Annotated in this window: 19 protein-coding genes and 1 pseudogene; 9 read left to right on the top strand and 11 right to left on the bottom strand. The window is 52.5% G+C overall.

Annotated features, from left to right (window positions below; genetic code table 11):
* Positions 1-92 precede the first annotated feature (92 nt).
* The 3 genes and pseudogenes from AC0YOB_RS31280 to AC0YOB_RS31270 all read left to right on the top strand — a co-directional run bounded on the left by AC0YOB_RS31280 (position 93) and on the right by AC0YOB_RS31270 (position 2,384).
* Positions 93-1,196 (top strand): annotated as a pseudogene (locus AC0YOB_RS31280) (branched-chain amino acid aminotransferase).
* On the top strand, positions 1,193-1,507 hold the full coding sequence (locus AC0YOB_RS31275) for a hypothetical protein (protein WP_475796112.1): 315 nt from the start codon (positions 1,193-1,195) through the stop codon (positions 1,505-1,507). Before AC0YOB_RS31280 ends, AC0YOB_RS31275 begins: the two are co-directional and overlap by 4 nt.
* Before the next feature lie 46 nt (positions 1,508-1,553).
* Positions 1,554-2,384, top strand: coding sequence for an aldo/keto reductase (locus tag AC0YOB_RS31270; protein WP_475796111.1), 831 nt, complete (start codon positions 1,554-1,556; stop codon positions 2,382-2,384).
* A gap of 118 nt (positions 2,385-2,502) precedes the next feature.
* Here the strand turns inward: AC0YOB_RS31270 and AC0YOB_RS31265 are convergent, their stop codons facing one another.
* A complete protein-coding gene (locus AC0YOB_RS31265; RefSeq protein WP_475796110.1) occupies positions 2,503-4,074 on the bottom strand; it encodes an FAD-dependent oxidoreductase in 1,572 nt (523 codons plus the stop codon).
* A gap of 272 nt (positions 4,075-4,346) precedes the next feature.
* Between AC0YOB_RS31265 and AC0YOB_RS31260 the strand changes: the two genes are divergently transcribed.
* Both AC0YOB_RS31260 and AC0YOB_RS31255 read left to right on the top strand, forming a co-directional pair.
* On the top strand, positions 4,347-4,757 hold the full coding sequence (locus AC0YOB_RS31260; protein ID WP_475796109.1) for a MarR family winged helix-turn-helix transcriptional regulator: 411 nt from the start codon (positions 4,347-4,349) through the stop codon (positions 4,755-4,757).
* Between the two features lie 13 nt (positions 4,758-4,770).
* Positions 4,771-5,319 carry a DUF6022 family protein gene (locus AC0YOB_RS31255; protein WP_475796108.1) on the top strand — a complete coding sequence of 183 codons (549 nt, stop codon included), beginning with the start codon at positions 4,771-4,773 and terminating at the stop codon, positions 5,317-5,319.
* A gap of 263 nt (positions 5,320-5,582) precedes the next feature.
* On the opposite strand, the gene AC0YOB_RS31250 is transcribed toward AC0YOB_RS31255, so the two are convergent.
* The 5 genes from AC0YOB_RS31250 to AC0YOB_RS31230 form a co-directional block, all read right to left on the bottom strand.
* Positions 5,583-5,852 carry an excalibur calcium-binding domain-containing protein gene (locus AC0YOB_RS31250; protein ID WP_210044951.1) on the bottom strand — a complete coding sequence of 90 codons (270 nt, stop codon included), beginning with the start codon at positions 5,850-5,852 and terminating at the stop codon, positions 5,583-5,585.
* 84 nt (positions 5,853-5,936) lie between these two features.
* Positions 5,937-6,734: a lipid II flippase Amj family protein gene (locus AC0YOB_RS31245; RefSeq protein ID WP_475796107.1), complete on the bottom strand. Its 798-nt coding sequence runs from the start codon at positions 6,732-6,734 to the stop codon at positions 5,937-5,939.
* A 148-nt stretch (positions 6,735-6,882) separates the two neighbouring features.
* Complete coding sequence (locus tag AC0YOB_RS31240; protein ID WP_475796106.1) at positions 6,883-8,004, bottom strand: Ger(x)C family spore germination protein; 1,122 nt, start codon at positions 8,002-8,004, stop codon at positions 6,883-6,885.
* Entirely contained in the window at positions 7,994-9,073 is a 1,080-nt protein-coding gene (locus AC0YOB_RS31235; protein WP_475796105.1) for a GerAB/ArcD/ProY family transporter, read from the bottom strand. The genes AC0YOB_RS31240 and AC0YOB_RS31235 overlap by 11 nt, the downstream gene beginning before the upstream one ends.
* Positions 9,074-10,438 (bottom strand): spore germination protein, encoded by a 1,365-nt coding sequence (locus tag AC0YOB_RS31230; RefSeq protein WP_475796104.1) that lies wholly within the window; start codon positions 10,436-10,438, stop codon positions 9,074-9,076.
* Positions 10,439-11,018: 580 nt separating this feature from the next.
* On the opposite strand from AC0YOB_RS31230, the gene AC0YOB_RS31225 reads away from it, so the two are divergent.
* Both AC0YOB_RS31225 and AC0YOB_RS31220 read left to right on the top strand, forming a co-directional pair.
* The gene (locus AC0YOB_RS31225; RefSeq protein ID WP_475796103.1) at positions 11,019-12,761 is read left to right on the top strand and encodes an ABC transporter ATP-binding protein; all 1,743 of its coding nucleotides are present in this window, start codon (positions 11,019-11,021) and stop codon (positions 12,759-12,761) included.
* A 14-nt stretch (positions 12,762-12,775) separates the two neighbouring features.
* A complete protein-coding gene (locus AC0YOB_RS31220) occupies positions 12,776-14,857 on the top strand; it encodes an ABC transporter ATP-binding protein (RefSeq protein WP_475796102.1) in 2,082 nt (693 codons plus the stop codon).
* A 90-nt stretch (positions 14,858-14,947) separates the two neighbouring features.
* Here AC0YOB_RS31220 and AC0YOB_RS31215 read toward each other — a convergent pair whose 3' ends face one another.
* A complete protein-coding gene (locus tag AC0YOB_RS31215) occupies positions 14,948-15,403 on the bottom strand; it encodes a MarR family winged helix-turn-helix transcriptional regulator (protein ID WP_475796101.1) in 456 nt (151 codons plus the stop codon).
* A gap of 40 nt (positions 15,404-15,443) precedes the next feature.
* Positions 15,444-17,468 carry a Na+/H+ antiporter gene (locus AC0YOB_RS31210; protein WP_475796100.1) on the bottom strand — a complete coding sequence of 675 codons (2,025 nt, stop codon included), beginning with the start codon at positions 17,466-17,468 and terminating at the stop codon, positions 15,444-15,446.
* Between the two features lie 345 nt (positions 17,469-17,813).
* On the opposite strand from AC0YOB_RS31210, the gene AC0YOB_RS31205 reads away from it, so the two are divergent.
* Both AC0YOB_RS31205 and AC0YOB_RS31200 read left to right on the top strand, forming a co-directional pair.
* On the top strand, positions 17,814-18,257 hold the full coding sequence (locus tag AC0YOB_RS31205; protein WP_475796099.1) for a MarR family winged helix-turn-helix transcriptional regulator: 444 nt from the start codon (positions 17,814-17,816) through the stop codon (positions 18,255-18,257).
* 8 nt (positions 18,258-18,265) lie between these two features.
* Entirely contained in the window at positions 18,266-19,888 is a 1,623-nt protein-coding gene (locus tag AC0YOB_RS31200; RefSeq protein WP_475796098.1) for an MDR family MFS transporter, read from the top strand.
* Between the two features lie 162 nt (positions 19,889-20,050).
* Here AC0YOB_RS31200 and AC0YOB_RS31195 read toward each other — a convergent pair whose 3' ends face one another.
* From AC0YOB_RS31195 to AC0YOB_RS31185, 3 genes are read right to left on the bottom strand one after another with little or no spacing between them, the layout of a single operon-like run.
* Entirely contained in the window at positions 20,051-21,565 is a 1,515-nt protein-coding gene (locus tag AC0YOB_RS31195; RefSeq protein ID WP_475796097.1) for an extracellular solute-binding protein, read from the bottom strand.
* Entirely contained in the window at positions 21,562-23,361 is a 1,800-nt protein-coding gene (locus AC0YOB_RS31190; RefSeq protein ID WP_475796096.1) for a sensor histidine kinase, read from the bottom strand. The genes AC0YOB_RS31195 and AC0YOB_RS31190 overlap by 4 nt, the downstream gene beginning before the upstream one ends.
* Positions 23,354-24,991 (bottom strand): response regulator, encoded by a 1,638-nt coding sequence (locus tag AC0YOB_RS31185; protein ID WP_475796095.1) that lies wholly within the window; start codon positions 24,989-24,991, stop codon positions 23,354-23,356. The genes AC0YOB_RS31190 and AC0YOB_RS31185 overlap by 8 nt, the downstream gene beginning before the upstream one ends.
* Positions 24,992-25,181: the final 190 nt, after the last annotated feature.

Below are 25,181 nucleotides of genomic sequence, written 5' to 3'. Positions count from 1 at the left end.
AAATCAATAAAATAGATATTTTTAATATATATCATGAGATGATAGCATTCAATTAGAGGATTAATGCGCTTTACATCTAAGGAGAGATGAATATGATTCAACCGATGGAGATCCAGCGGACGACTATGAAGAAGGAAAAACCGGATCAGCGGCAGCTGGGATTCGGCGTCCATTTTACCGATCATATGTTTATCATGGACTATACGTTGGAGAAAGGCTGGCATCAGCCGCGAATTGTGCCTTATCAGCCGCTGTCCATAGACCCTGCGGCAAAGGTCTTCCACTACGGGCAAACGATTTTCGAAGGATTAAAAGCCTACAAGACCGAAGACGGGCGGATCCTGCTGTTCAGACCGCAGAAGAATTTGCACCGCCTGAACACTTCCGCCGGGCGTCTGGGGATTCCGCCGCTTGACGAGGAGACTGCGCTTGACGCCCTGCAGCAGCTGGTCGCGGAGGATCAGGACTGGGTTCCTTCAGAGCCCGGAACCTCGCTTTAAATCCGGCCTTTTGTCATCGCCACTCAGGCTGCTCTGGGCGTAGACCCTTCCGCGCATTATCAGTTTATCATTATCATGTCGCCAGTCGGCTCCTACTACCCGGAGGGCATTAATCCAGTCAGGATTCATGTGGAATCGGAGTATGTCCGCGCCGTGAAGGGCGGACTCGGCGAAGCCAAGACCGCCGGCAATTATGCATCAGGTTTGAAAGCCCAGGTATCTGCCAAGGAAAACGGCTACTCCCAGGTGCTATGGCTCGACGGCGTTCACCGGACCTATATCGAAGAGGTTGGCAGTATGAACGTGTTTTTCAAAATCAACGGGACTATTCTTACACCGGCGTTAAACGGAAGTATTTTGGACGGCATTACGCGCAGCTCCATTATCCAGCTCCTGAAGCATTGGGGGATCCCGGTCGAAGAGAGGAAAATATCGATCGAGGAATTGTACGAGGCCGGCGAGCATCTGGAGGAAGCGTTCGGAACGGGCACGGCAGCCGTTATTTCGCCAATCGGGGAGCTTAACTGGAATGACAATAAGCTCGTGATCCACGGCGGCCGGACCGGCGAGCTGTCAGCCAGGCTGTACGATGCTTTAACCGGTATTCAAAATGGCCAATTACCCGATCCCTTCGGCTGGATGGTCCAGGTCAACCGTGAACCTTCAGATGCTGCGATCATGGAGACTACAGGATGACGGCAAAAATGGAGCGGACTTTGGAAAACGCTTTACGAAACTGGAAAGCCATGTCCGGATCCGGGAATGAGGGTGCGGAGGCAGCTGCCGATCAGTTTGAAGCCTCCTTTTACCTGTTCATTGATGCTGTCCGCGAATGGTTTCACGGGCTGGATCAACAGCCGCAAACCTTGGAGGAGCTTCTGGATTTACCGGCGGTTCGGCATATTCTCGAACTGCTGCCGGCCCCGCTGCATCTGAATTTTGAAACTGAGGCCGAGCTCATCGTGGATCGCATCAGCAGAATCGACGAAGACAAATATGATGAATAAGGTTTATAATGGAAGGTGTATTTTAATTGTATGGGAGGAATGATTCATGAGTATTCAACAAATCACGGACACAACAGTGCTGAACAATGGTGTACATATGCCATGGCTAGGAATTGGTGTATGGCAGGTTGAAGAAGGTGAGCAGGTCATTCATGCCGTACAATACGCCATCGAAGCAGGCTACCGCTCCATTGATACCGCGGCGGGCTACAGGAACGAAGCGGGTGTCGGCACTGCAATCAAGCAAAGCGGCGTGCCGCGGGAAGAACTGTTCGTGACCACCAAACTGGCCAATTCGGATCAGGGCTACGAAGCCACGCTGCGCGCATTTGAAGAAAGCCGCCGGAAGCTTGATCTGGAATATCTGGACCTGTATCTTATTCACTGGCCAGGGAAGGACAAGTATAAGGAAACGTGGAAGGCTTTCGAGAAGCTGCATAAGGATGGGTATATCCGCGCTATCGGGGTAAGCAATTTCCAAGTTCATCATCTGGAGAGCCTCAGACAGGACAGCGATACCGTTCCGGCGGTCAATCAGGTGGAGTTCCATCCCCTGCTGAGCCAACGGGAGCTGCTGGCCTACTGCAGACAGAATCAGATCCAGCTCGAAGCATGGAGTCCGCTGATGCAGGGCAATCTGGATCTTCCGCTGATCACGGATCTGGCCAGTAAATATAATAAAACGCCGGCACAAATTATTTTGCGCTGGGATCTCCAGCAGGGCGTTGTCACCATTCCCAAATCCGTCCGCGAGGAACGTATCCGGGAGAATGCCAATGTGTTTGACTTTACCCTCTCGGCAGAGGACGTTCAGGCCTTGGAAGGCTTGAACAAGAACAGCCGTTTCGGTCCAAATCCGGACGAGCTGCTTTTCTAGATCCATGCAGAGAACCTTATAACTGCTACTGCTGATAATACAAAATAAGGCAGGCCCAGCAACGGCAACGTTGTGGCCTGCTTTTTTATATTCCATCCATTAACTTCCATCGATCCGGTCAGACTGCTCCAATAACCGGCCATTCCAGCTCAAACCCGTTATTGCGCAGGCGGGTCTGGAAATTTGCCAGCAGGTCCGGCGTGTTTCTCACTTCGCGGGGCTTTATATTTTTCTCTGCGCAGTAAGCTGCCAGCATACCCGCCGCTTCTCCAATATTCCACTCCACCGGATGCAGGCGGTAGCAGCCGTTGGTGATGTGGGTTGTACCGATATTTTTGGCAGCCGGGATCAAATTATTGACCCGGACCGGGATGAGCGCGCCCAGCGGAATCTGGAACGGCAGCGAGGGGATATCGATAAATGTCCGCAGCGCGGTGCTGGGATGCAGATCGATCCGGTAGCTTCCGATGCCGACGGTATCGCTAAAATTCTCCGCTTTTCCGTCGGGGCGGTTTTCCGGACTGATATGCTGCTCCAAGATGGTAAATTCGGCGCGAATACGGCGTCCTTCCCGGATATACGGCGCCTGGGCCAGACCATGCGCTGCACCGGTGACATCAGGACGCGGCCGCAGGCCGGGATAACCAATCCCTCCGTCAGGGCGGGGCGCTTCCTTCTGCATCCAATACAGAAAAGAAAGGCTGAGCTGCTTGGCATTCTCCAGATGGCGGTGTCTTTCTTCAGGGGAAACGTCGGTAATGGCGCCCAGCCAGTAGTCGTTTTGCGGCCAATTGACCACACTGATGTCCGCCGGATAGGTACCCGGCTGAAAATTGCTCCGGTCCGCCAGCCTGCGGTAGGTGAACAAGGGGTTCGCACCCTCGCCTGGCATAAGCACATAGGTTACAGGCTCAAGCGTGGATGGCGAAGGAACCGTCCAGCCCAGCTGCGGAGCTGGCCAGAAGTCTGCCTGATAATTCCTCCAGAAGTCATATTCTCTGGGCCTTGCGATCGTGTAATCTTCCCCCTCTGCATAGTCGAGTGCCAAACAATGCGTAAACGCCTGAATATCCTGCGGGTTTGCCGGACCTGAGAGCGCATGGGCCTCTCCTGTTTCGTCTGCCGATTCTGCTCCTGTCACGTATTCCACGCCGGCGAGCGGCAGCAGGTCCCCTTCCTCCGTTGCATCGAGAAAATAACGGCCTGTCAAAACCAGATGGTCCCCTTCCCGGCCGCGTACGGTCACCGAGACGATATCGTCCCCATCCGATTCGGCTTTCACAGGCTCGTAGCCGGTCCAAATCTGCAGCCGTCCGCTGTGCACATAAGGCGCCAGCATATCTCTCAGCACAGCAAGGGCTGTGCGCGGCTCATGGGACAGCCTGCTGACCCATGCATTCCCCGGGTTGAAGGCTGCCCGGGACCTGGCCTGCTCCGTCAGCGGGAAGTTTCTGCGATAATAGTCCCGCACCACATTCCGATAGGACCGGTAGCTGGCCGTGCACCCAAACTGCTCTATCCAGCGGGGCTCATCCGGAGGCACCACCTGACTGGTCAGCTGCCCGCCAATCCAGTCCCAGACCTCGGTCATGACAACCGAGCGACCCGATCTCGCTGCTCCCAGTGCGGCTGCGCATCCTCCCGTTCCTCCGCCAATAATGACAACATCCGCTTCAATTTGCTTTTTCATGTGACTCCTCCTCATGAATTTGGTAACTTTTACAGCATAACCCACTAACCTCTATATGTACCCCAAACCATTCATTGTTCAATCAGTTGGAGCTTACTTGTTCTTGGATATGAAGGAAGAGACCTGAAGGGGAATAAGCCCTCCTGTCTCCAATATTTAAATCACTAAAATTCATTTGACAATGCCCTGTCAATTCGTCATACTACTGTCATATGAAGAATCTAAGCCCACATGGAGAAACATTCACTGAACTTGTTCTAGCCGTATTCCGGGTGAACGGCCTTCTGCTCGAGGCAGGGGACCGCATTACGCAGCCCGTTGGTCTCACCAGTGCCCGCTGGCAGGTGCTCGGCGTTGTCGAGCATGGCCCGACTCCAGTCGCTCACGTTGCCCGCATCATGGGATTATCACGCCAGAGCGTGCAGCAAACCGCCGATACGCTGGAACGCGACGGTCACATTATGTATCACGAGAATCCGCATCACCGCCGCTCCAAGCTGATGGAGATCACGCAGAGAGGACGTGAAGCACTTGCTTATGTGGAGCAGCGGCATGCGGATTGGGCCAACGAAGCAGGAGGGAGTTACACACTCGAAAATCTGCAGGAGGCAGTCAGGCTGCTGCTTCAGGTAGCTGATCGTCTTGAGCAGAATGCCGCTCCATCACAGATTGAAGAGATTTGAAAGGGGATAAACCATGACACAGGCGAAGCCACTTAAAGAAATTCTTCAGGAATCCAGGGGGAACCGCATCGATGCGATCGCGCAGTATATTGTGGAATATATCGACGGAAACTGGCAGGCCGTGCTCAGGAACAATGCGGAGCAATTGCTCAAAGCCTATAACGAGGCGGGCGATATGGCATACGGAACGTATTTGAACCTGCTTTATCTCCCTGTCCACAAACAGTTCAAGGAAGCCGGAATCCGGCCTGAGCCCAGACTCCCGGGTGAATTCGACATCTCCAGAGAATGGGGCAATGCGGAGGAAAGCGACCAGCAGCGCTGGATGTGGAGTTCCATTCATACTCAGGACGGGGAAGCGCTTGGTACCCTCGTCACCATTGTGCATCACGACCATACGCGGTTTCACATTCCCCGCAAGCCCGGGATGATCGCTCTGATAGAGACAGCGAAGGCGGACGTCACATCAGCCCTCTCTCTCCTGTCCGAGGATTTCAGGCATGCGCGGGAGTTTACGGTCGAATACGCAGAATATCTGCGCAAGCAGCAAAGCGGCGGGTAACAACGATTTGCCGTAATGATATGCCAGAGCGGGAGCAGCCCTGAAAGCGGCTGCTCTTTTTGCTGTGCTGTTGTTGGCATTTATTCGGCGATTAATGTCAACAGGCAATCATTAAGCTCAAGCTACCTGGAAGAAACAGGACCACCGTTCATGGTCGCGCCGTTCAGCGCACCTAAGATATACTGCATATTGAATAACAAAAGCCCGTTCCTTCCGGAACAGGGCTTTTGTTATTCATTCACGGTCGCGCCGCGGCTTACCGGCTATTTCTCGCAAGCGATAAAGTCTTTATCCCGGTCGCTTTTCTTGTTGGCGTCGTACAGTTCCTTGGAAACAAACGGCTTGTTTTTCGTTTTGCCGCCTTTATTCTTAACCGAGGACGTACGGGCAATGCCGCCTTTGTAAGTCTTGTTCATTTCCGTACAATTTTTGAACGTTTTGGCTGTTGTTTTTGCTTCTGCCGTTCCCGTTGAACCTATAGATAAACCAATTACGAGTGCTGAAGCCAGTAAAATAGCAGCAATTCTTCTCACACCGGCAGCCACCTTCCAGAATATTCCTTTGCAGAACAATGATAAGGCAGGGGCCTGGAAATAGCAACCGTTTTAACGCAATCTTCATAGGATTCCAACCATCCATTTGATCCAATAGGCCGCAGGAACAAGCAGCAGCTGCGCTAACAAAGTACCGGTCAACCGCGAGAGCATCAGCAGTCCGAACATTTTGTTCAAGGCCTTGATTTCCTTCTCTCCCCTGAGCACCTTGTCGGTCACAAGTCCAATTTGCGGATCAATCAGAATGGTAAGCAGGATTGTCGCAAACCCGTTGATTAATCCGGACGCTTGTGACGCAGCTGTGGAATTCTCCGCCGTCAGGGTTGACGCCAGCAGCGCCGCCAATACTCCGATCGTATAAATCGCCGTTACGAGAACGTTCATCGCAACCAGTCTCTTCGGAATTCCTCCAATTCGAAGACGCGACAGCATCTCCAGTCTGGGATACCGCAGATGGGCCCGCGCATGCTTCAATTTCTGGATGGATACCGATGAGCGGACCATGAGCGGAATGGAGCCGGCCACTTCCAGATGGGCAATAACTCTGGAGGAGAGAAAGACCGCGGAAGGAAACAGCAGGATCGCTGTAAGCGTACCCAGGGTTGAAGCGCCGATGACCAGCCGAAAATGCTCAACCAGGTTGAACTCCGGATGATTCCTTGCGTAGTCGATGATTTTGCCCGTCAAGGGCCCCTGCAGCATGTTCGCTGTCCGCGAAACCAGAAGAATGATTCCCGAGAGGGACAAAGCAACCGCCAGCTTGCCCAGGCGGACGCCTGCCAGACGCAGCGAGTAGGTGAGCGTTTCGGATAAGTGAATAATGAATGTAAACAGGAACACAACCATAACCTGCTGGAGCACAAGGATCCTCCCCGCTTGTTTCGTAAAATCTTGAGAGCTTATTCCGCTTTTGAAAGCTGCCGGACGTTATTGTGCCATGTGCAATAGAAAGTAATTCTATCATCCGGCATTTGGCAATAAGAATCAAGATAGAATCAATCAGCTCCAATTACTTCGTTTGCTGCCCGCTGCTGCTCCACCGGAGAGTTCCTGTTCTGGTAATCGTCACATCGGAGTGAACCTGGATTTTCATATCCGGATATATTTCGGCCAGCCAGTCCCGATCCAGCTTGAACCCGGAGCTCATCGACCAGTATTTTAATCCAATAAAAAGCGGATCAACCTGATTGGCCTGCATTTTTAAAAGTAGTCCGAAAATATCCGCATTCAATTTCTTTTCCGCCATTCTTTTCAAATCCGCCGGGGTATAGTCCGATTGATCCGAATCTTCTATACTGGCTTCGATCTGCACATGCACATCGCATACCAGAGCGTTTTTCTGTTTTTTTATATGAAAATCCGCTTTCCCGCGCCTGATGCCAAGACCGTTTTGCTGCTCGGGTCCCAGTACGATAAACCCTCTTTCCAACCCCCTTCTCAAGAGGTTGAAATATTTCGTTTCCTCCCCGTCCAGCTTGATTATCATCCGGTTATTGCGGTCAAACAGCGCGGTTGCGCCGGAAGTGAGCTTGTTTTTTTCGACATGCAGGATCGGACAATAAAAGGTGAGTCCGGGCGTCATTGAATATTTGTAAATTTCCTGCAATTCGATGGCAGGCGTATATTCGGTGTTCACCCCTTCGCCAAATTTCATGAACAGATTGTCTCCTGCCGTACGTTCCCCTTTTTGATGGAGGTTTATAATTTCCTCTGCGTTCTCGGCTATGGCAACCATGGCCAAGTCTTGAAAGTCCCGGCGGCGGATGAAAAAATCGATATATTGCAATATATTGTCCGATCTGGCTAATTCCTCACTGAATATCACGCCTTTCAAATGGGAATAATCGGGCTCCAGGAAAAACTGCTGTGTGATCTGCTGAATGGCTTGACCAATAGAAGCTGCGGAGGTTTCGTAGCTTTCAAATGTATCCGCCGATGTGACGGATCCCGGATTCTGCGATTGCGGAATAGCGCCTCTGAGCGTCATATGGAATTCCCCTTCTTCCTCGTCTTTATCCAGCCCCATGGTCACAACGAACTGCCTGCGGTCAATATCCTTGTAATCAGAGCGGCAGCCTTGCAGCATAACCAGACAGCTCAGGCTGATTGCGACTGCTCTGCTAAGACGCACGCAGGCCACGCTCCTTTCTTTTGGCAAGCACATACCACTGAATGCCGATTACATTTTGGAGAATGATCCAGATGACCATATATTGTTCCCGGTAGCTGATAATGACCTTAAGCTCATTGACGAACAAAGAGAGAACCACATAACTGAGCAGGACGCAGCCCATTATGATTTTGGCTGGCTTCTGTTTGTTCAGCATCAGATTAAGCAGACGGTATCCCTTATACGTATAGAGAAGCACTCCCATGTAACCCGTGACCAGGAGAAGGGGAACTATGAGAAACAATCCGCGTTCCATGACGAACAAATCGAGGGAAAAGGTCTCAGCGGTCATGACCCAAATCAGATTCAGATTCTGAATCGCCCACGGCCCCCATACGGATAAAGGGATAACCGTGCCGCACAAGGTAACGACAAGCCCGACGGCAACAAAGATGATATAGGTTACCTTGAGGCTGGTCCGTGCAAAATAAGGATTCCATATGGCAAGGCAGGTGTATCCTCCATAAACAAAAGCGGACGCTGCTATCCCCTGAAGCGTGGGAGACTTCCAGCCATGGACCATTACTCCCTTCAGCATAACGACATCGATTTCTTTGAAGCCGAGCCAGAAGATGATGAGCATCAGAATGAAAGCGAATGCGGTAAAAAAGGCGACCAGATACAAGATGGAGTTATCGGTATGCAGCAAAGCGCATGACGGAACGGTAATTAATAATACCGCCAAAAACCAGACAGGAGTTTCGGGCATCAGAAACTCGATAATAACCTCCATCGATCCCCTGAACATGAAGAAGCCGATCACGACAGTCAAGAGCACATACGAGGCGGAAATGATCCCCCCGACAATTTTCCCGCATAAATGGCGGTTAATTTCAACCATCGTCAATTTAGGATACCGGTTGTAAACAGACAGGAGCAGCCATGCATTGATTCCCGCGAGCAATAACCCTATTGGAACGGCCGTCAAACCGGTTTGCAGATAGTTTCTGGCCGTGACATTCGGGGCATTGAATATGGCATGATTAATCATATAATAGGTCAACAGCGCAATGTAGAAGAGAATATTCACTTAGGTCTGCCTCCCGCCGGCTGAACGTTTTGGCGATCTTTGGGTATTGAACTTTACCGGTGCTGTAAAGGACTGGACCATCGAATATTTGGCATCATGCATGGTAAACAAGTAGCTGATCAGCAGTACGATGCCGATCGTAAGCCCGAAGAAGCCGGCGATGGTTCCCAGGAAGAGCAGGACATACTTTAAGACGCGGACGGTCAGCGACATCGTATTGATGGGGATCACAAAGTTGGCAATGGCCACCGCCGCCACGACGATGATCATAATATCGCTGACCAGATTGGCCTGCGAGGCGGCTTCCCCCAGAATGAGCCCGCCAACTGTCGTAGCTGCGGGACCAATTGTTTTGGGCACACGCAGAGAAGCCTCCACCAATAACTCGGTCATAATCATCATAAAACCGACCTCAAGAAAAGCAGGATACGGGAGTCCCGCCCTGCTGCCTGCTATCGATAAAGCCAGCTGCACGCGGAACACTTCCGGGTTGAACGCTGTAAAGGCAACATAGGCTCCAGGCAAAATGACTGTGGCGAATAAGGCGAAATATCGAAGCGCAATCAGGAAATAGCTGTACACAGGAAGCATATAGGAATCATCCATGGAAGCCATAAAATCATGAAAATTAATAGGTGCCAAACTGGCAAAAGGGGTCGTTTCGATCAAATAAGCGGATTTCCCCTTGGAAAGCGCCTCACTTACCCGGTCCGGGCGCTCCGTTACGACTGATCTCGGAAATAACAGGGGCCTTTTCTTGGGCAAATATTGCTGCACTTTGGATACAGCCTGGGCATTCCTGGCATTCTGATTTTTGATTTGGGCAAGCTCACGGTCTACGAAAGCTTGATCGGCCAATTCGCTGTCATACAGCATATAACCGGTAATTCGGCTTAAGGTTCCTATTTCAAACTTAACAATTCGGAGCGTAGGACTCTGGTAATGCTTGCGGATCAAATTCATATTGACGGCCATGCTTTCCACAAAAGCCTCCAAGGGACCTACAATTGAAGCTTCAACCTGGGGAGTGTCCACATTGCGCGTTTTATATTTTAACGCTTTCTCGATGGTATAGACCTGATCGTTGTACAAAATAACGGCGCTGCCTTTGCATAATACGGCAGGCAGATCATCGGTTTTGCCGATAGTCTGGCTGATAGAATTGATATGCTGCTCGAACTGAACCCCGGAATAACGAAAAAAGGGGGCTTTAAGCTGATCGTCAATAAACGCCGAGTCGGTTATGGTCGAAATATAATACAAGATAAATTCCGGTTCCCCCGTGATTTGCTCTTTGCGCGCATCGGCATTATTCTCAACGAAGGTATCCAGGGAGCTGGCGATCAGCTGAATCTGTTCATTCATCGGCTACTCCCCCTTTTCTCTTCTGTCAGGTCTGATTATTATGAGCAAAATTTCCATTTATATTCCGTGCTGCATCATAACATCATTGTCCCTGCTAGGCGGATTACTGCCGGCTGGCGCGCTCCGTATGGAAAATTGCTTTTTAAATTTTCCATTAATGGATTGACAATGCTTAAGCCCGCGTGATAACTTACGTAGTATCGAAATCAAATCTCGGATCAGAAGGGAGCCACTAATCATGATCGCAATGCATCAGCACACTATCACCATGTATGATCGGCGCACTGCCCAATTGCATAATTATCGTGGCTCCCTCAAGGAACGGATCTGAAATCCGTTCGACGTTCGCAAGGCGTAACGTCATTCCGGGCGCAAGTCACGAATCCTCGTGGCGTGCGCTTTTTTATTGCCAAAGCAAAGCACACCGTATCCGCGCGGTGTGCTTTTGTTTTTTATCATATAAGCAAAATATAGGTTTTCTCCATTTTTTGCTTATATTTCAGAGAGAAGAAGATACCCCGCCAGAGGGCGGCGAAGCCATTTCTTCTTCATCCCAATTGTTAGAGAGAAGGTCGTTCTTATGCTAGCTGTTTTACAGAAATTAGGCTGGTTCTTCAAACTGGAGCGCAAACGGTACATTCTCGCCATCTCGCTGCTCATTATCTGCGGCATATTGGAGGTGCTGCCCCCCATGATGGTGGGCCGGTCCATCGACAGTATCCAGCTCGGCAGCATGACGCATGGCAGCATGGTTCTTGTCCTGCTGCAGCTCGCCGTACTTACCGTAGTCACTTATCTGGTGTCCTACATCTGGCAGTATAAGCTGTTCGGCGCTGCCTTCGTCGTGGAGAAAATGAAACGCTCCCGCCTGATGCGGCAGTTCCTGCGCATGACCCCAAGCTTCTATGAGCGGAACCGGACCGGCGACCTGATGGCACGCGCAACCAATGATCTGCAGGCATTATCGGTAACAGTGGGCTTCGGCCTCCTGACCTTTATCGATTCCACCTTGTGGATGGCGACGCTGCTGGTGACGATGTCCCTGCTCGTTTCCTGGAAGCTGACCTTGGTGTCGATTCTCCCGCTGCCGCTGATGGCCATACTGGTCAGTCTTTACGGCAAATGGATTCACAGCCGCTTCTCCGACGCGCAAAATGCGTTCGGCGATATGAATGACGGGGTGCTGGAGACCATCTCCGGCATCCGGGTCACCCGCGCCTATGTGCAGGAGCGGGCCGCGGAGAAACGTTTTGCGGAGGTGACGGGCGATGTGCTGGCCAAAAATATCGCGGTCGTCCGCATCGATGCGCTCTTCGAGCCTACTGTCAAAATCTTCGTAGGCGCAAGCTACCTCATCGGTCTGGGCTACGGCGCTTATCTTGTCTATAACAATGAGCTTACTGTCGGCGGACTGGTCTCGTTCAATGTCTACCTCGGAATGCTGATCTGGCCAATGTTCGCGATCGGCGAGATGATCAACATCATGCAGCGGGGCAACGCCTCCCTCGACCGGGTAATCGAAACGCTTGGCGCCAAGGCGGATGTACCCGATCCGGCCGATCCGGTCGCCTCGGCCCAGTCAGGACGGATCGAATTCCGGGACGTGACCTTCCGCTATCCCTCTTCTTCCGTCGACAACCTCAAGGAGATCGCTTTTACGCTGGAGCAGGGTCAGACGCTTGGCATCGTCGGCAGAACCGGCAGCGGCAAAACGACGCTGATCAAGCAGCTTCTGCGCGAATATCCGCCGGGTCAAGGCTCCATCAGCATCGAAGAAACTCCGATTGAGCGGATTAATATGGACCGGCTGAAATCATGGTACGGTTATGTGCCGCAGGAGCAGTTCCTGTTCTCGCGGACCGTCCGCAGCAATATCCTGTTCGGGCGGGATAACGCCTCGGAAGAGGATCTGGACGGCGCCATCGCCGCTTCCGCCTTCAAGAAGGATCTTTCCTTCCTCCCCGAAGGGCTCTCGACGCTCGTGGGAGAGCGCGGCGTGGCCTTGTCCGGCGGACAAAAGCAGCGGGTATCCATCGCCCGGGCGCTGATCGCAGATCCGGACATCCTGATGCTCGACGACGCCATGTCGGCGGTCGACGCCAGAACCGAAGCGGAGATCATCGCGAATATCCGCAGCGAACGCGCCGGCAAAACCACCCTGATCGCCACACACCGGCTGTCCGCCATCCAGCATGCGGACTGGATTCTGGTGCTCGACGAGGGCGCAATCATCGAGCAGGGCACACATGAAGCCTTGATGCGCCGGCAGGGCTGGTACAAAGAACAATATGAACGCCAGCAAATCGAGCAGGCGATTGAATAAGGCGGTGAAACGAAGTGGACAACGAGCATTACGATTTGGATATTGACGCTGCGGCCGGAGACAAGAAAGCCACGGTCAAGCGGCTGCTGAGGTATGCGCTGCAGGTGAAGCGCCCGCTTCTGTTTGCACTGCTGATGCTGACTGTCGCGGTGGCGACCGATCTGGCAGGACCGCTGGTGGCGAAGCGGCTGATCGATGTACATATCACCGGCATCGAGAAGCCGTGGTATTCAGCTTCGGCGGGCGACCGCTTCGCGGCTGACTATAAGGACGCTTCATACAAGCGTGCCGACCATTTTGCCCCTGAAGAGGAACGGAGCGGCGAAGTCCGTGTGCTGCAGGTCGGCCGGAACTATTATTTTGTCCCGGGGCCTATAGCCTTCGATGGCCGCAGGGAAACTCTTGCAGACGGCGGCATCGCCATTACCCGGGGAGCCCAGTCGGCCAATTACGAGGCGGAGAGGCTGAGCAACGCCGAGCTTTACCGGTTCTTCCAGCCGGAGCTTGGCGGACTGCTGCGGCTCTGCTGGTATTATTTTGGACTGGTGCTGATCTCCGCCCTGTTCGCATACGGGCAGCGTTATTATCTGCAGGCTTCGGCCAACCGGGTCATCCGCAAAATGCGAAACGATGTGTTCGAGCACATCAACCGCCTGCCTGTGCGTTATTTTGACAATTTGCCGGCAGGTAAAATCGTCTCGCGGATTACCAACGACACGGAGGCCATCCGTGAGCTCTATGTGACGGTGCTGGCCAATTTCTTCACAGGCGGAATCAATATGATCGGCATCTACGCGGCGCTGTTCCTGTTGAACGCACGGCTCGCCGCCATCTGCCTGTTCATCCTCCCTGTGCTGGCCGTCTGGATTTATCTGTACGGCAGGGTTGCCAAGCGCTATAACCGGATCATCCGCTCCACGCTGAGCGAAATCAACGGCCGGATCAATGAAACAATCCAGGGCATGGCCATCATCCGGGCATTCCGCAAGGAGCGGAAGATGGAAGCCGAGTTCGAGAACTATAATGAAGAGAATTATAACTACAAGAGCAAGCTGCTCTCGCTCAACGCCTGGACCGGACATAATCTGGTCAATGTCATACGGAATATCGCCTATGTCGCGCTGATCTGGTACTTTGGCGCCGGAGCCATCGGCGGCGCGCAGGGAGCGGTTACGCTGGGCGTATTATACGCCTTCGTCGACTACCTAAACCGGCTGTTCCAGCCGATCGTCAATATTGTGAACCAGCTGCCGAATCTGGAGTCGGCGCTTGTATCGGCGGAGCGCGTATTCGTTCTGCTCGATGAAGCCGGAGAGCCCGTATCCGATGAGCGCATACCGCGCTACAAAGGCAATGTGGCTTTCGAGAATGTATGGTTCGGCTATAAGCCGGAAGAGAAGGTGCTCAAGGGCATTACATTCGAGGCAAAGCAGGGTCAGACGGTCGCTCTGATTGGCCATACCGGCTCAGGCAAAAGCTCGATCATCAACCTGCTGTTCCGTTTCTACGACGTGGACAGCGGCCGGATTACGATCGACGGTACGAACATCAATACCATGCCGCGGCAGACGATGCGCGAGCATATGGGGATTGTGCTGCAGGATCCGTTCCTGTTCACGGGAACGATTGCCTCCAATGTGTCCATGGACGATCCGTCCATCTCCCGCGAGCGCGTCGAGCAGGCCTTGACGGCAGTCGGCGCAGACCGGCAGCTGAAGCATCTCCGCAGAGGCATCGACGAGCCGGTCATCGAGAAAGGCGGCACCCTTTCCGCCGGGCAGCGCCAGCTGATCTCTTTTGCAAGAGCGCTGGCCTTTGATCCGGCGATCCTCATATTGGATGAAGCGACCTCGAATATCGACACAGAGACGGAAGCGGTAATCCAGGAAGCGCTTGAGGTCGTCAAGCAGGGACGGACTACATTCGTCATTGCCCACCGCCTCTCCACGATCCGGAATGCCGATCTCATTCTCGTGCTTGACCGCGGCGTCATCGAGGAACGCGGCAGCCATGAGGAATTGATGCGGCTCCAGGGCAAATATTATCAGATGTATCAGCTTCAGCAGGGCGAGAAAGCCGGTGCCGCAGCAGGATAAATGAAAAAGAAGCTTCCAGTTCCACTTTATCCGTGGTTCTGGAAGCTTCTTATTTATGTTTGAATCGGAATCGGTGCTTCTTGGCCAACCTTAGTCTATATCAAGGTGATGCAGATACTGATAAACCTGGTTGAGCAAACTGACCAGCATCTTGCTCTGTTCCTCTCCCAATGTCTCGATGAGACCGGAGAATATGGTTGTAAACCGCTCGTATGCCTTCTGCGCAGCCGCATCCCCTTTAGCTGTCAGCCCCAGCAGCGAAATCCGCTTGTCCCTGGGATCCGCAGCCCGCTCCACATAACCTTCGTGAATCAAATGTTTGACCATTTGAGTGACAGTGGGAGAGGTTACGTCCAGCTTCCTGCTGATATCGGAAATAGTGACGCCATTGCCATTTTCAGCAGCCAAAACCTTGATGCAGAGCAGAACCCGAATTTCGCTCGATTTGATGCCAAAGGACGTTTGCTTGCGCCATTCCGCTCTGGCGAATCTCTCGAAGGTTTCTCTCATTTCCTTCACCAGAAGGGATAAATGCTCTTGCTCCATAACCATCACCCCGATTTCGCAGAAGCTAGAAACCAGCTTCTTATTCCTGCTCCAATATGGATGCCTCGCGGTCGCGGATGATCCGCCTGAGGCCATTGGCAATGTCCCGGGTAATTTCTCCGCGCTCGTATAAGGCCTGTACCTCGTCCCGCTCCGCCTGGACCGCAATCCAGTGCAGCTCCAGCCGGACATCCTCATTGCCCTCATGATCTGTCTGCTCCGTTCCCGGATAAGGCTTCGATAACCGTTCTTTCAGGAAATGGTAATGATTAATAATGTCTCTCCATTCCTGCCGCTCCGGATCAGAACGCTTGCTTTCAAAAGCTTCGATGACCGCGGCGCTGGTCCGCCGTTTAATCTGCCTGAGCACTTGGCGATCTGACATGGAGAGCTTGGGCAGGCGCATCTTGTTCAACAGGATTTCCTTCAGCCCTCTTGCCAATTTTCTCAGAATAACGAGCAAGAACAGACTCCGCTGTGATAATACGAGTTCCAGCTGTTCAAGGCTTTTGAGGAACAGAGCGGCGTGTTCACGGCTTATTTCCCCTTCCGCAAGCAAGCGCTGTATTTCTTCACGCTCAATTCCAAGAGCTTCGATACGGAGCTCCGTTTCTCTCCCGGAGAGACGCAGATTCCCTGACCTTCGTACGTCCGGCTGACGGATTTGCCGCATCCACCGCCCGTAGTCAGCCAGGACAACTGCGGTCTCCGCTTCATTTTCTTCGTTCGTCGCATGATGGAGCGCCTGGATGGCTGCGCCCATCATCTTCATCTCGCCCCGGTATTTCTTGTTTGCCAGTTCCTCTTCATCTCGGACTCCGTCGTTTTTGGCCAATAGGGGAAGCAGAATGCTTGCCGCCAGCAAAGACAGCAGGATGACGACTGTCGCCAGAAAGATAACCAGGCTTCGCTCCGGAAAAGGAGCGCCATTATCAATAAACAGCGGAATCGAGAAAGCGCCTGCGAGCGTGACAGCGCCGCGAACGCCGGATAACGAGGTCATGGCCAATATTTTAAATGAAAGCTTCACTTTCGCTTTATCTGGACCGAATATTCGGCCTTGAGAGAACGCGAAGGTCCACAAGAATCGAAGGACAATCAGCAGAACGAAAATAACCAAGGCATACCAGATTGCCTCATAGTTGTTATAGACCGGGCTCTCGAATATTGTCCTGAACACATCGGGAATCTGCAAACCCAAAATGACAAATACGAGCCCGTTCAACAGAAACAGTATGACCGACCATGTATTGTCGGATACTTCGTTGGTCCGCGGCCTTACTTTATTCGAGCGGTCACGTTCAACCGCATGCATAACCCCTCCCGCAACTGCCGCCAGAATGCCCGACACGCCCAGTTCCTCCGCAGCAAGATACAGGGCGAACGGGGTCAGAATATGGATGAGCATATGCATCGTCTCGTCTTCAAGCCCGGACCGGCGCAGCAGGTACCGGAATCCGGTAATCATGGATGCCAAAACAGCCCCTGCCACCAATCCGCCGATGGCGATGATCAGGAAGCTTACGCTTGCCTTGGGAAGTGAAAAGACGCCGGTCACGGCGGCTGCAATGGCGAATTTAAAGGCCACCAATCCCGAAGCATCGTTCATCAGGGCTTCCCCTTCGAGCAAATGCATCAGCTGTTTGGGCAAATGGATTCTCCCCGCAAGCGCACTGACAGCTACGGCATCCGTGGGCGACAGAATAGCCGCAAGTCCAAATGCAACCGGAAGCGGGATCGTCGGAATCATCCAATGAATGGCATATCCGATAACGAAAACCGTTGCGAATACAAGACCGACAGCCAGCAGCAGAATAGGCGCCCGCAGACGCCACAGTTCGCTGCGCGGCGTATGTTTGCCATCATTATAGAGAAGCGGCGCAATGAACAACAGGAAAAAAAGCTCGGGCTCAAGGGGCATATGTATTCCGGATGGATACAGGGTTACGGCAGCTCCCAAGGCAATCTGGATCAGCGGAACGGGAACGGCCGGGATACGGCGGTTCAGCACATGGGAAACTGCGATAAGTGCGAGAAGAATCAGAACCGTATAAAATAATTCCATCCTTGCGTGCTCTCCTTTCATTAGAAGGCGTGAACGGGGATACAACCCCCTATTTCCCTGTTAGTTTGACCATGAATGAATTAAAGCATAAGTTAGATAGGTTGGCAACCTATCTATATTTATATTGTCACCTTGCCGCACTTCTTGATGTATGGTTCCTTCTATAATTAGTGCGTCAATTTCTATAACCGGGCTGACCAATTATTGTGAAACTAAGGATTGACAGAGCTTTTTAAGGGGAGTAATATTAGTTTACTGATAAACAATATATATCTAAATTATATTCTATTATATTTTTTACTAGTATAGTGAAGGGATAATGGAAGATTTCAGGAGGTGTCGAGAATGCCGCTGAATGAACACGCGATGGAAATCCATGGTCTGTTCAAAACATTAGCGAAAAAAGTAACCGAGGAATGGAATAAACAGACGGAGAGCCTTGTTTCCTTATCCCATTTTCGGATGTTATATATGCTGAATTTAAGGGGGCCCCAGAAAATGGCCGACCTCGCAGAATGTCTGCATGTGACATCCGGAGCCATTACGGGGATCGCCGACAAGCTGATTGAACGGGGATATATAGACCGTAACCGGGATCTGGATGACCGCCGGGTCGTCTATCTGAATATTACGGATAGCGGCAAAGCGTTAATGGAAACACTATCGGAAAAACAGGTGCTGCTGTACAGCAGACTGGTTGACCAGCTTGATTCCGAGGACGTCGCCCATTTGAAGCGGATCTTTACGCAAATGATTGAGACTTTAAATAGGACAGAAAAGGGGTTGTGAGCAAAGTAATGGAACACTTGACCGGTAAACAAAAAGTTACGATTATGATCGCCATTATGGCCGCAATGTTCTTCGCAGCGATTAACCAGACGATTGTCAGCACGGCAATGCCGCGCATCGCCGCTCTATTGAACGGCTTGAACAGCTACACATGGGTCGTCACCATCTATATGCTGACCTCCACCATATCGACGGCTCTGGTCGGGAAGTTGTCCGATATTTATGGGCGCAAGCCGTTCCTAATCGTCGGTATCATTTTGTTTATGATCGGGGCGTTTCTGTGCGGAACCTCTGCCAACATTTCGCAGATGATCACGTATCGCGGGCTTCAAGGGGTAGGCAGCGGTATTATTATGGCAAGCGCCATCTCCGCTGTGGGCGACTTGTTCGCTCCGCGGGAACGGGCCAAATGGACGGGACTGCTGATGTCGATTTTCGGCTTCTCCAGTGTTATCGGACCGTCGCTTGGCGGTTGGATGGTCGACCATATGGATTGGGAATGGATCTTCTGGATTTTCCTTCCTATCGGCATTATTGCCTTGGTCCTGATCATGATTTTATTCCCGAAACCTGTTCGCAAATTCAATCAGACCATTGACTATTGGGGTTCCCTATTTCTGACCCTGACCATCGTGCCGCTGCTGCTGGGCTTCTCTTGGGCCGGCACCAAATATGCCTGGGGCTCGGAACAGACGATTGGATTGTTCGCCGCTACCCTGGTGAGCCTGATCATCTTCATTCTCATTGAACGGAAAGTGAAAAATCCGGTTCTGCCGCTGTCCCTGTTCCGCAACAGCGTTGTGACGATAGCGAGCGTCGCCGGTTTCATGATGAATGCCGGCATGCTCGGGGCCTTGATTTATCTTCCTTTCTTCGTGCAGGGCGTTGAAGGCATATCCCCAACGTATTCGGGTTATGTGACCATGCCTATGTCCATCAGCATGATTATTCTCAGTACCCTGACGGGCAGATGGATTACGAAATACGGAAAATACAAAAGGTTCGCCCTTATCGGGATGGCTATCATGTCTGCGGGCATGCTAATGATGGCCTTCATGAACAGCGTGCCTGTGGCGGTTGCCATTATGGTATTCTTCGGTATGGGTCTCGGGTTCGGTATGCCAGTCTTCACATTGGCCGCCCAAAATGCCGTGAAGCCGACGGAAATCGGAGTTGTTACAGCTGCTTCACAGCTCTTCCGCAACATGGGCGGCACCATCGGTATTGCCGTTATGGGTTCGATTATGACCTCCAGACTTGCGAGCAATATTAAAGCCGCCGCCCCGCAGGGACCGGACTTGTCAAATGTGGATCCGGCGGTGCTCAGTAGACTGGCGCCTCTGCAAAATCCGCAAATCCTGCTGGATAAGCCCCAGCTGGAGCAGCTTCAGGCAAGTCTTCCTCAGGACCTGCAGCCGCTGGTTACCCAGCTGATTGATATGCTCCGCCATGCGCTGCGAAGCTCGCTGACAACAGTCTTTATATCCGGCACCGTTCTGGTCGGGATCGCCCTGGTGCTCGTCATATTCATGAAGGAATTGCCGCTCCGCAGCTCGGCGCCCAAGCCAGCGGCGACTGATACGGAAGCAGTGGAGCCAAAGACACACTCTGCCGTGCCGAAACCCTCCTGATACCGCAAATAAAGCAAACGAATCGAATCTTCCCGATGCCGGCCTCATCAGGCGTGTCGGGAAGATTCTTGCTTACATCGCCCTGTCCTTTTCCAAAAAGACAGGGCGATTATCTTTACCGAAGTCTCCTGCCCGCATCGGTTTAATAAACCAGGCCGGCTTTTAACCTTTCTTATTTTCTAAATAGGCATCGATCTGCCTTTGCGCTTCCTTGAGAATGGCATCCAAACCGTTATTATTTTGAATCCGGATATATTCCTTCACCGCTTCTTCAGGATTCGGGTTCATCCCGGATTCAATATTCCCATCCAGCTCCTCTATCGTCCGGTCTCGCCGCTCCAGCTCGCTCTTGATTCTGTCCTCCGAAATAAACAGCCCGTCAACCGGTGAATCTACATTGTTGGGCGCATTGGCAAATTCAGCCTCATTCGTCCAGAAATCCTTGCCGTAGGTGGGATTCTCGCGCATGAACCCGGGCTTCCACAGCGCCCATTGGCCTCCCCACTCCATATAATTGCTTGTCGTCGTATCAAGCCCCTCCGGGTAAAGTGCCGAATGGCCATCCCGTACATAGGTTTTTCCTTCAATGCCGTATTGCACCAAATCGTACAGTGTCTGGTCCGTCTCCAGCATATCCAGAAATCTCAGCACACGATCGGCATGAGCCGAATTCCTATTGATGGCAATGACGTTAGCAAGCGGCGTCCGGTTAACGAATTTCCTGTCCGGATACAGCAGGGAGCTCTCCTGGGTGAACGAGCTGTCGGCGAAACCCTGGTTCGCGAGGACCCATTCATGCGACTGCAGGGTGAAATACATATGGCCGCTGCGCCAAACCGCCGCTCCGTCTTCCTTGTCGAACATGATATCCTTATTGATAATTCCGGCGGTATACCATTCTCTGGCCATGATGGCCGCTTCCATGAAGAAAGGCTGCTGCTCAAGCGGCTTGATCTGAACCAGCGAATCATTCAGATAAAAGCCCATGCCATGAAAGCCCAGATCCACCCATTCGTCGCGCAGCTGAAAAAGCGGCATTGGCAGGGTGCGGGTCAGCTTTTCATTGGGATAGGCTTCTTTGAGCGCATGCAGGAACGCATCCACCTCTTCGATCGTTTGAATGGAATGGGGCTCCGGGTTAAGCCCGGCTTCCTTCGTCTTGTCTGAACGCCACTGCGCATAAGGCCGCTGATTCATCTTCATCGTCCATGGGAGACCTACAATGCTGCCATCCACGGTGGCAGCCGAAAGCGTACCCAGCTCCTGATATTTCTTGTACAGATGAGGAGCATACTTAGGAAGCAGATCGTTCAGCGGCATGTAGGCCCCCTTCGCCGCCATTTGTTTGTAGGACAGCCAGTCCGCGTCAAAATTCATATCCCACCGGTCGCCAGCAGCGGACATCACGAGCATCTTGTCGCGGTAATCGCCGACGGGAATAAAATAAACGTTGAACTTCACATTCAGCCCCTTGCCCCTGACATAGTCGCTAATGGCTGACCAAACCTCGTCGGTCGCGGACTTCTTGTCTCCGCTGAAATAAAGCTTGAGAGTCACCTCCTGCTCGGCAGGAGGAAGCTGCCCGTTTGAACGGGTTTGCAGCTCCGACTTATCGCTCATCTGGCATGAAATTAACATCATGGCCAGCAGCAGGCAGACAAGCAACGGCTTCATCATGCTGCACCTCCCTGCCCGGACTCGCTGCTCAGGATGGGATGCCGGATCACGATCTTCGTGCCCATGCCTGGCCCTGTCTCAATGATCAGCTTGCAGGCGTCGCCAAAGTACAGCTTGAGCCGGTCATTGACGTTTCGCAGTCCTACACCCCGATGCCCTCCTTCGCGCCTGTCTCCGGAACCGGAATCCTTGTCCAGACGGTCCAGCACCTCCTGTGGAATTCCCCTGCCGTTATCGGAGATCTCAATCACCAGATTCTCCTCTTCCCGATAGCCGGAGATGAATATTTTGCCTTTCTCGAAATTCTCGCGGATGCTGTGCTGGATCGCATTCTCCACGAGCGGCTGCAGCAGGAGACGCAGGAATGGCAGATCAAGTATATCCTCGTCAAAAGCAACCAGCATACGCACCGGCTTCCCCATCCGGGCCTGTTCAATCTGCACATAAGCCTTCACCTGCTCAAGCTCGCGGGCGACCGTTGTAATGTCCTTGCCCCCATTCAAGCTCAGGCGCAGCAGGTTGCCAAGGGCCGAGACCATCTCGCTGATATCGCTTCGTCCATGATTCTCGGCCTTCCACCTGATCGACTCCAGCGTGTTGTACAGAAAATGGGGATTGATCTGGTGGCTGAGCACCTGAAATTCAAGCTCCTTCTTATTCCGCTCCGACCGGGATGCCTGTTCGATGAGCCCTTCGATCTTGCGGCTCATGCTGCCGAAGCCGCGGTACAGCCAGCCGATTTCGTCCCGTCTGACCGACCAGGGGAAGAGAAAACGGAAATCGCCTGTCTCCAGCCTGCGCATATGACGCACCAGCTTGGCGATAGGCTGTGTGAAATACAGCGTAATGTAAATGACAACCCCCAAGCAGCATAAAAGATAAATAACCAGAAACAGGACAAGCAGCCGGTTCAGCTCATTAATCGGACCGATGAGGGTGTGCAGCGGCGTCAGGCTGACGATGAGCCAAGGCTCGCTGTCCATCCTGACATAGGTGACCAGATGGGCATCCCCGCCGATGTCGATTGTCTTCGAGCCTTCCGCTGCCTGCCCCGTCCATGCCGGAAAACTGTCGGATGGAATGGGACTGCCTGTCCAGGCATTGTTGGAGGAATCATACAGCACCCCCCCCTTGTCATCCAGAACGAGAAATTTCTGCCCCGTCATCTTCTCTGAAGGGGTGAAGAAGCGCTGCAGCTGGTTCTCTGACAAATCAGCCACAATGATGCCCCGCGCCTTCTGGTCGTACAAGCCGGAGAACCGCTTGATATAGGAGAGCAGCGGCCTTGCATAACGTCCCTTCTGAGGCATAAACAGATGCCATCTTGGCAGCGTTTCCATTTTAGACCGGATGAACCAGTCCTCCCTGCCCAATTGATCGGATTCCCCAATCGTACTCATATAAGTGGGGTACCGGGAAGGATCCAGCGGATATACGCGCACACGAAGCGCGTCGATCAGCGGCGTGTTCTTATATAACGTGGAGACCATGCTAACGGTAAAATCCTCTTCATGAACTGTGGTACCCGGCAGCTGCTCCAGCGCCTGCTGAAGGTCCTTGTTGCCGATCAAAGCATTGATCTGATCATTCAGTTCATGGAGATAGGCTTCAAAATTCGTCTTGGCCTGCTGCAAATAGCTCATGGAGAAGGTCGAATTCGCATTGGAGATACCCTCGATTGACTTGATATGCGCGTAGTAGGCAAACAGCAGGAACGGAACGATAATAATCGCAAAAAAAATAATAATCATACGGTTCCGGAAAGAGTAGGCCAAACGCATATAAGTCTTACTCATCGGCTATTCCCTTCTGCCTGCGGTATTCCTTGGGCGTACAGCCCACCTGCTTCTTGAACAGCTTGGAGAAATGCACCGGGTCCTTGTAGCCGACCTGGTAGGAAATCTGATACACCTTAAACCTCACGTCGCTCAGCATCTCTTTGGCCTGCTCCATCCGGATATCCGTCAAATATTCGAGGAACGTCTTCTGCTTTTCTTTCCGGAACAGCTTGCTCAGCCAGACCGGCGTGACATGCACCTCTGAAGCCACGCTCTGCAGCGTGGGGCCATCGGCAAACTGCTTGTGGAGAATCTTCTCGGCCTCGCTTACAATTTGGCAGGGATTGGACGAGAGCTTGCGGAAATCCCCGGCAATCTCAAGCAGGAAGGTCTCCGTCTGCACACGCAGCGAATGCAGGGTATCGTACTGCTCCAGCTGCTCCCACAGGGCGATCGGGTTTTTGCCCCAGCTTTTATTCTGCCAGCCGGCAGCGGCCGCACGCTTGAATACCTCGAACAGCCATTCGAAGATCCGCTGCTGGATATCCCTTACCTGTATCAGACCCCAGGCCTGCACCATCTCCACAAAGCGGTCCATGGCCGCCGAAATCTCCGCATCCGTGCCGTATTTGACCAAATCAAGCACTTCATCGAGCTCCCTGAGCGAAAGGTCCTCCCGTTCGGATTCCATACAAAAGCCCTGCTCCGTGAACAGGCGGTTGCCGCCGTAAACCGCCTTCTGTTCCAGCATATCAGAGGCTTCCACAAACATCTCATGAACATGCTTCAATGTTTTTGGGGAGGCGCATATGCTGACGCTGGCCTTCACCTTGACGAATTCGTTAATCCGCTTGATGCAGGTCAGGGCCAGCTCCCTGCCTCTTTGCGTCTGCTCTGCATCGGCGCAGCTGAGCAGCACAACCCAGCGGCTTTGCGTATCGGTAAACAGCGCGAATGGATACGGAAAATCCTCCTCCAGCGTCTGGTTCACAACATTGCCGATCCCGAAGACGACAAGCTCCTTCTCGCTCCGGTATCCTTTGCGGTTGCCGATGGCCTTCAGATCATCCGCCTCCAGCAGCATCAGCTGCAGCGGATGCTGCGCCGCCCATTCCAGCTGCAGAGTCTGCAGACGGTGCTGCATACGCGTTTCGCGGTAAGGATCATAATCATGGACGATCAATTCCCGGAACAGCTCCTCGCGCATCTTGGGTACGGCGTACTGCACCTGATTCCGCAGCAGCAGCTGATTATGCCGGTCGAGCTGTTCCTTGTGGATCAGATCGATAGCCTTGCGTGTAAGCTGACTCAGCTCTTCGGTATTAATCGGCTTCAGAATATAGTCCATGGCCCCGATCTGCATAGCCTGCTTGACCAGTTCGAAATCATCGTATCCGCTGACGACAATCGCCTTCCAGGCATATTCGCCTTTTTCGGAGAGAGAGCGGAGAAAATCGAGACCGGATAACCGGTTCATCTTAATATCGGTCACAATCAGCTCCGGCCGCTTCTCCAGAGCGAGGGCCAGAGCCGTATCTCCATCATCGGCGGCATACACCTCATCAACACCAAAGCTGTTCCAAGGAAAGCGCTTACGCAAACCTTCACGGATTTCAAACTCGTCATCGACAATCAGTACACGCAGCATAATTCACCTTCCCTTTATGAGTGTCCTCCAACTTGTACAAGGCTATTTTATCACAGGGAATTAATTGGGAAATGCCCTTTCATTCATACTAGCCTACCTTGTTTATGATTACACTGGGGCAATCCTAAAGTTTATGGTCTGCCATTAATCACTGGCGCGCAAAAGACCAGTCGTCCCAAGGCGGAAGCTA

The organism is Paenibacillus sp. JT31N17, from assembly GCF_056269255.1.
This window is presented reverse-complemented; position numbering and strand designations above follow the sequence as displayed.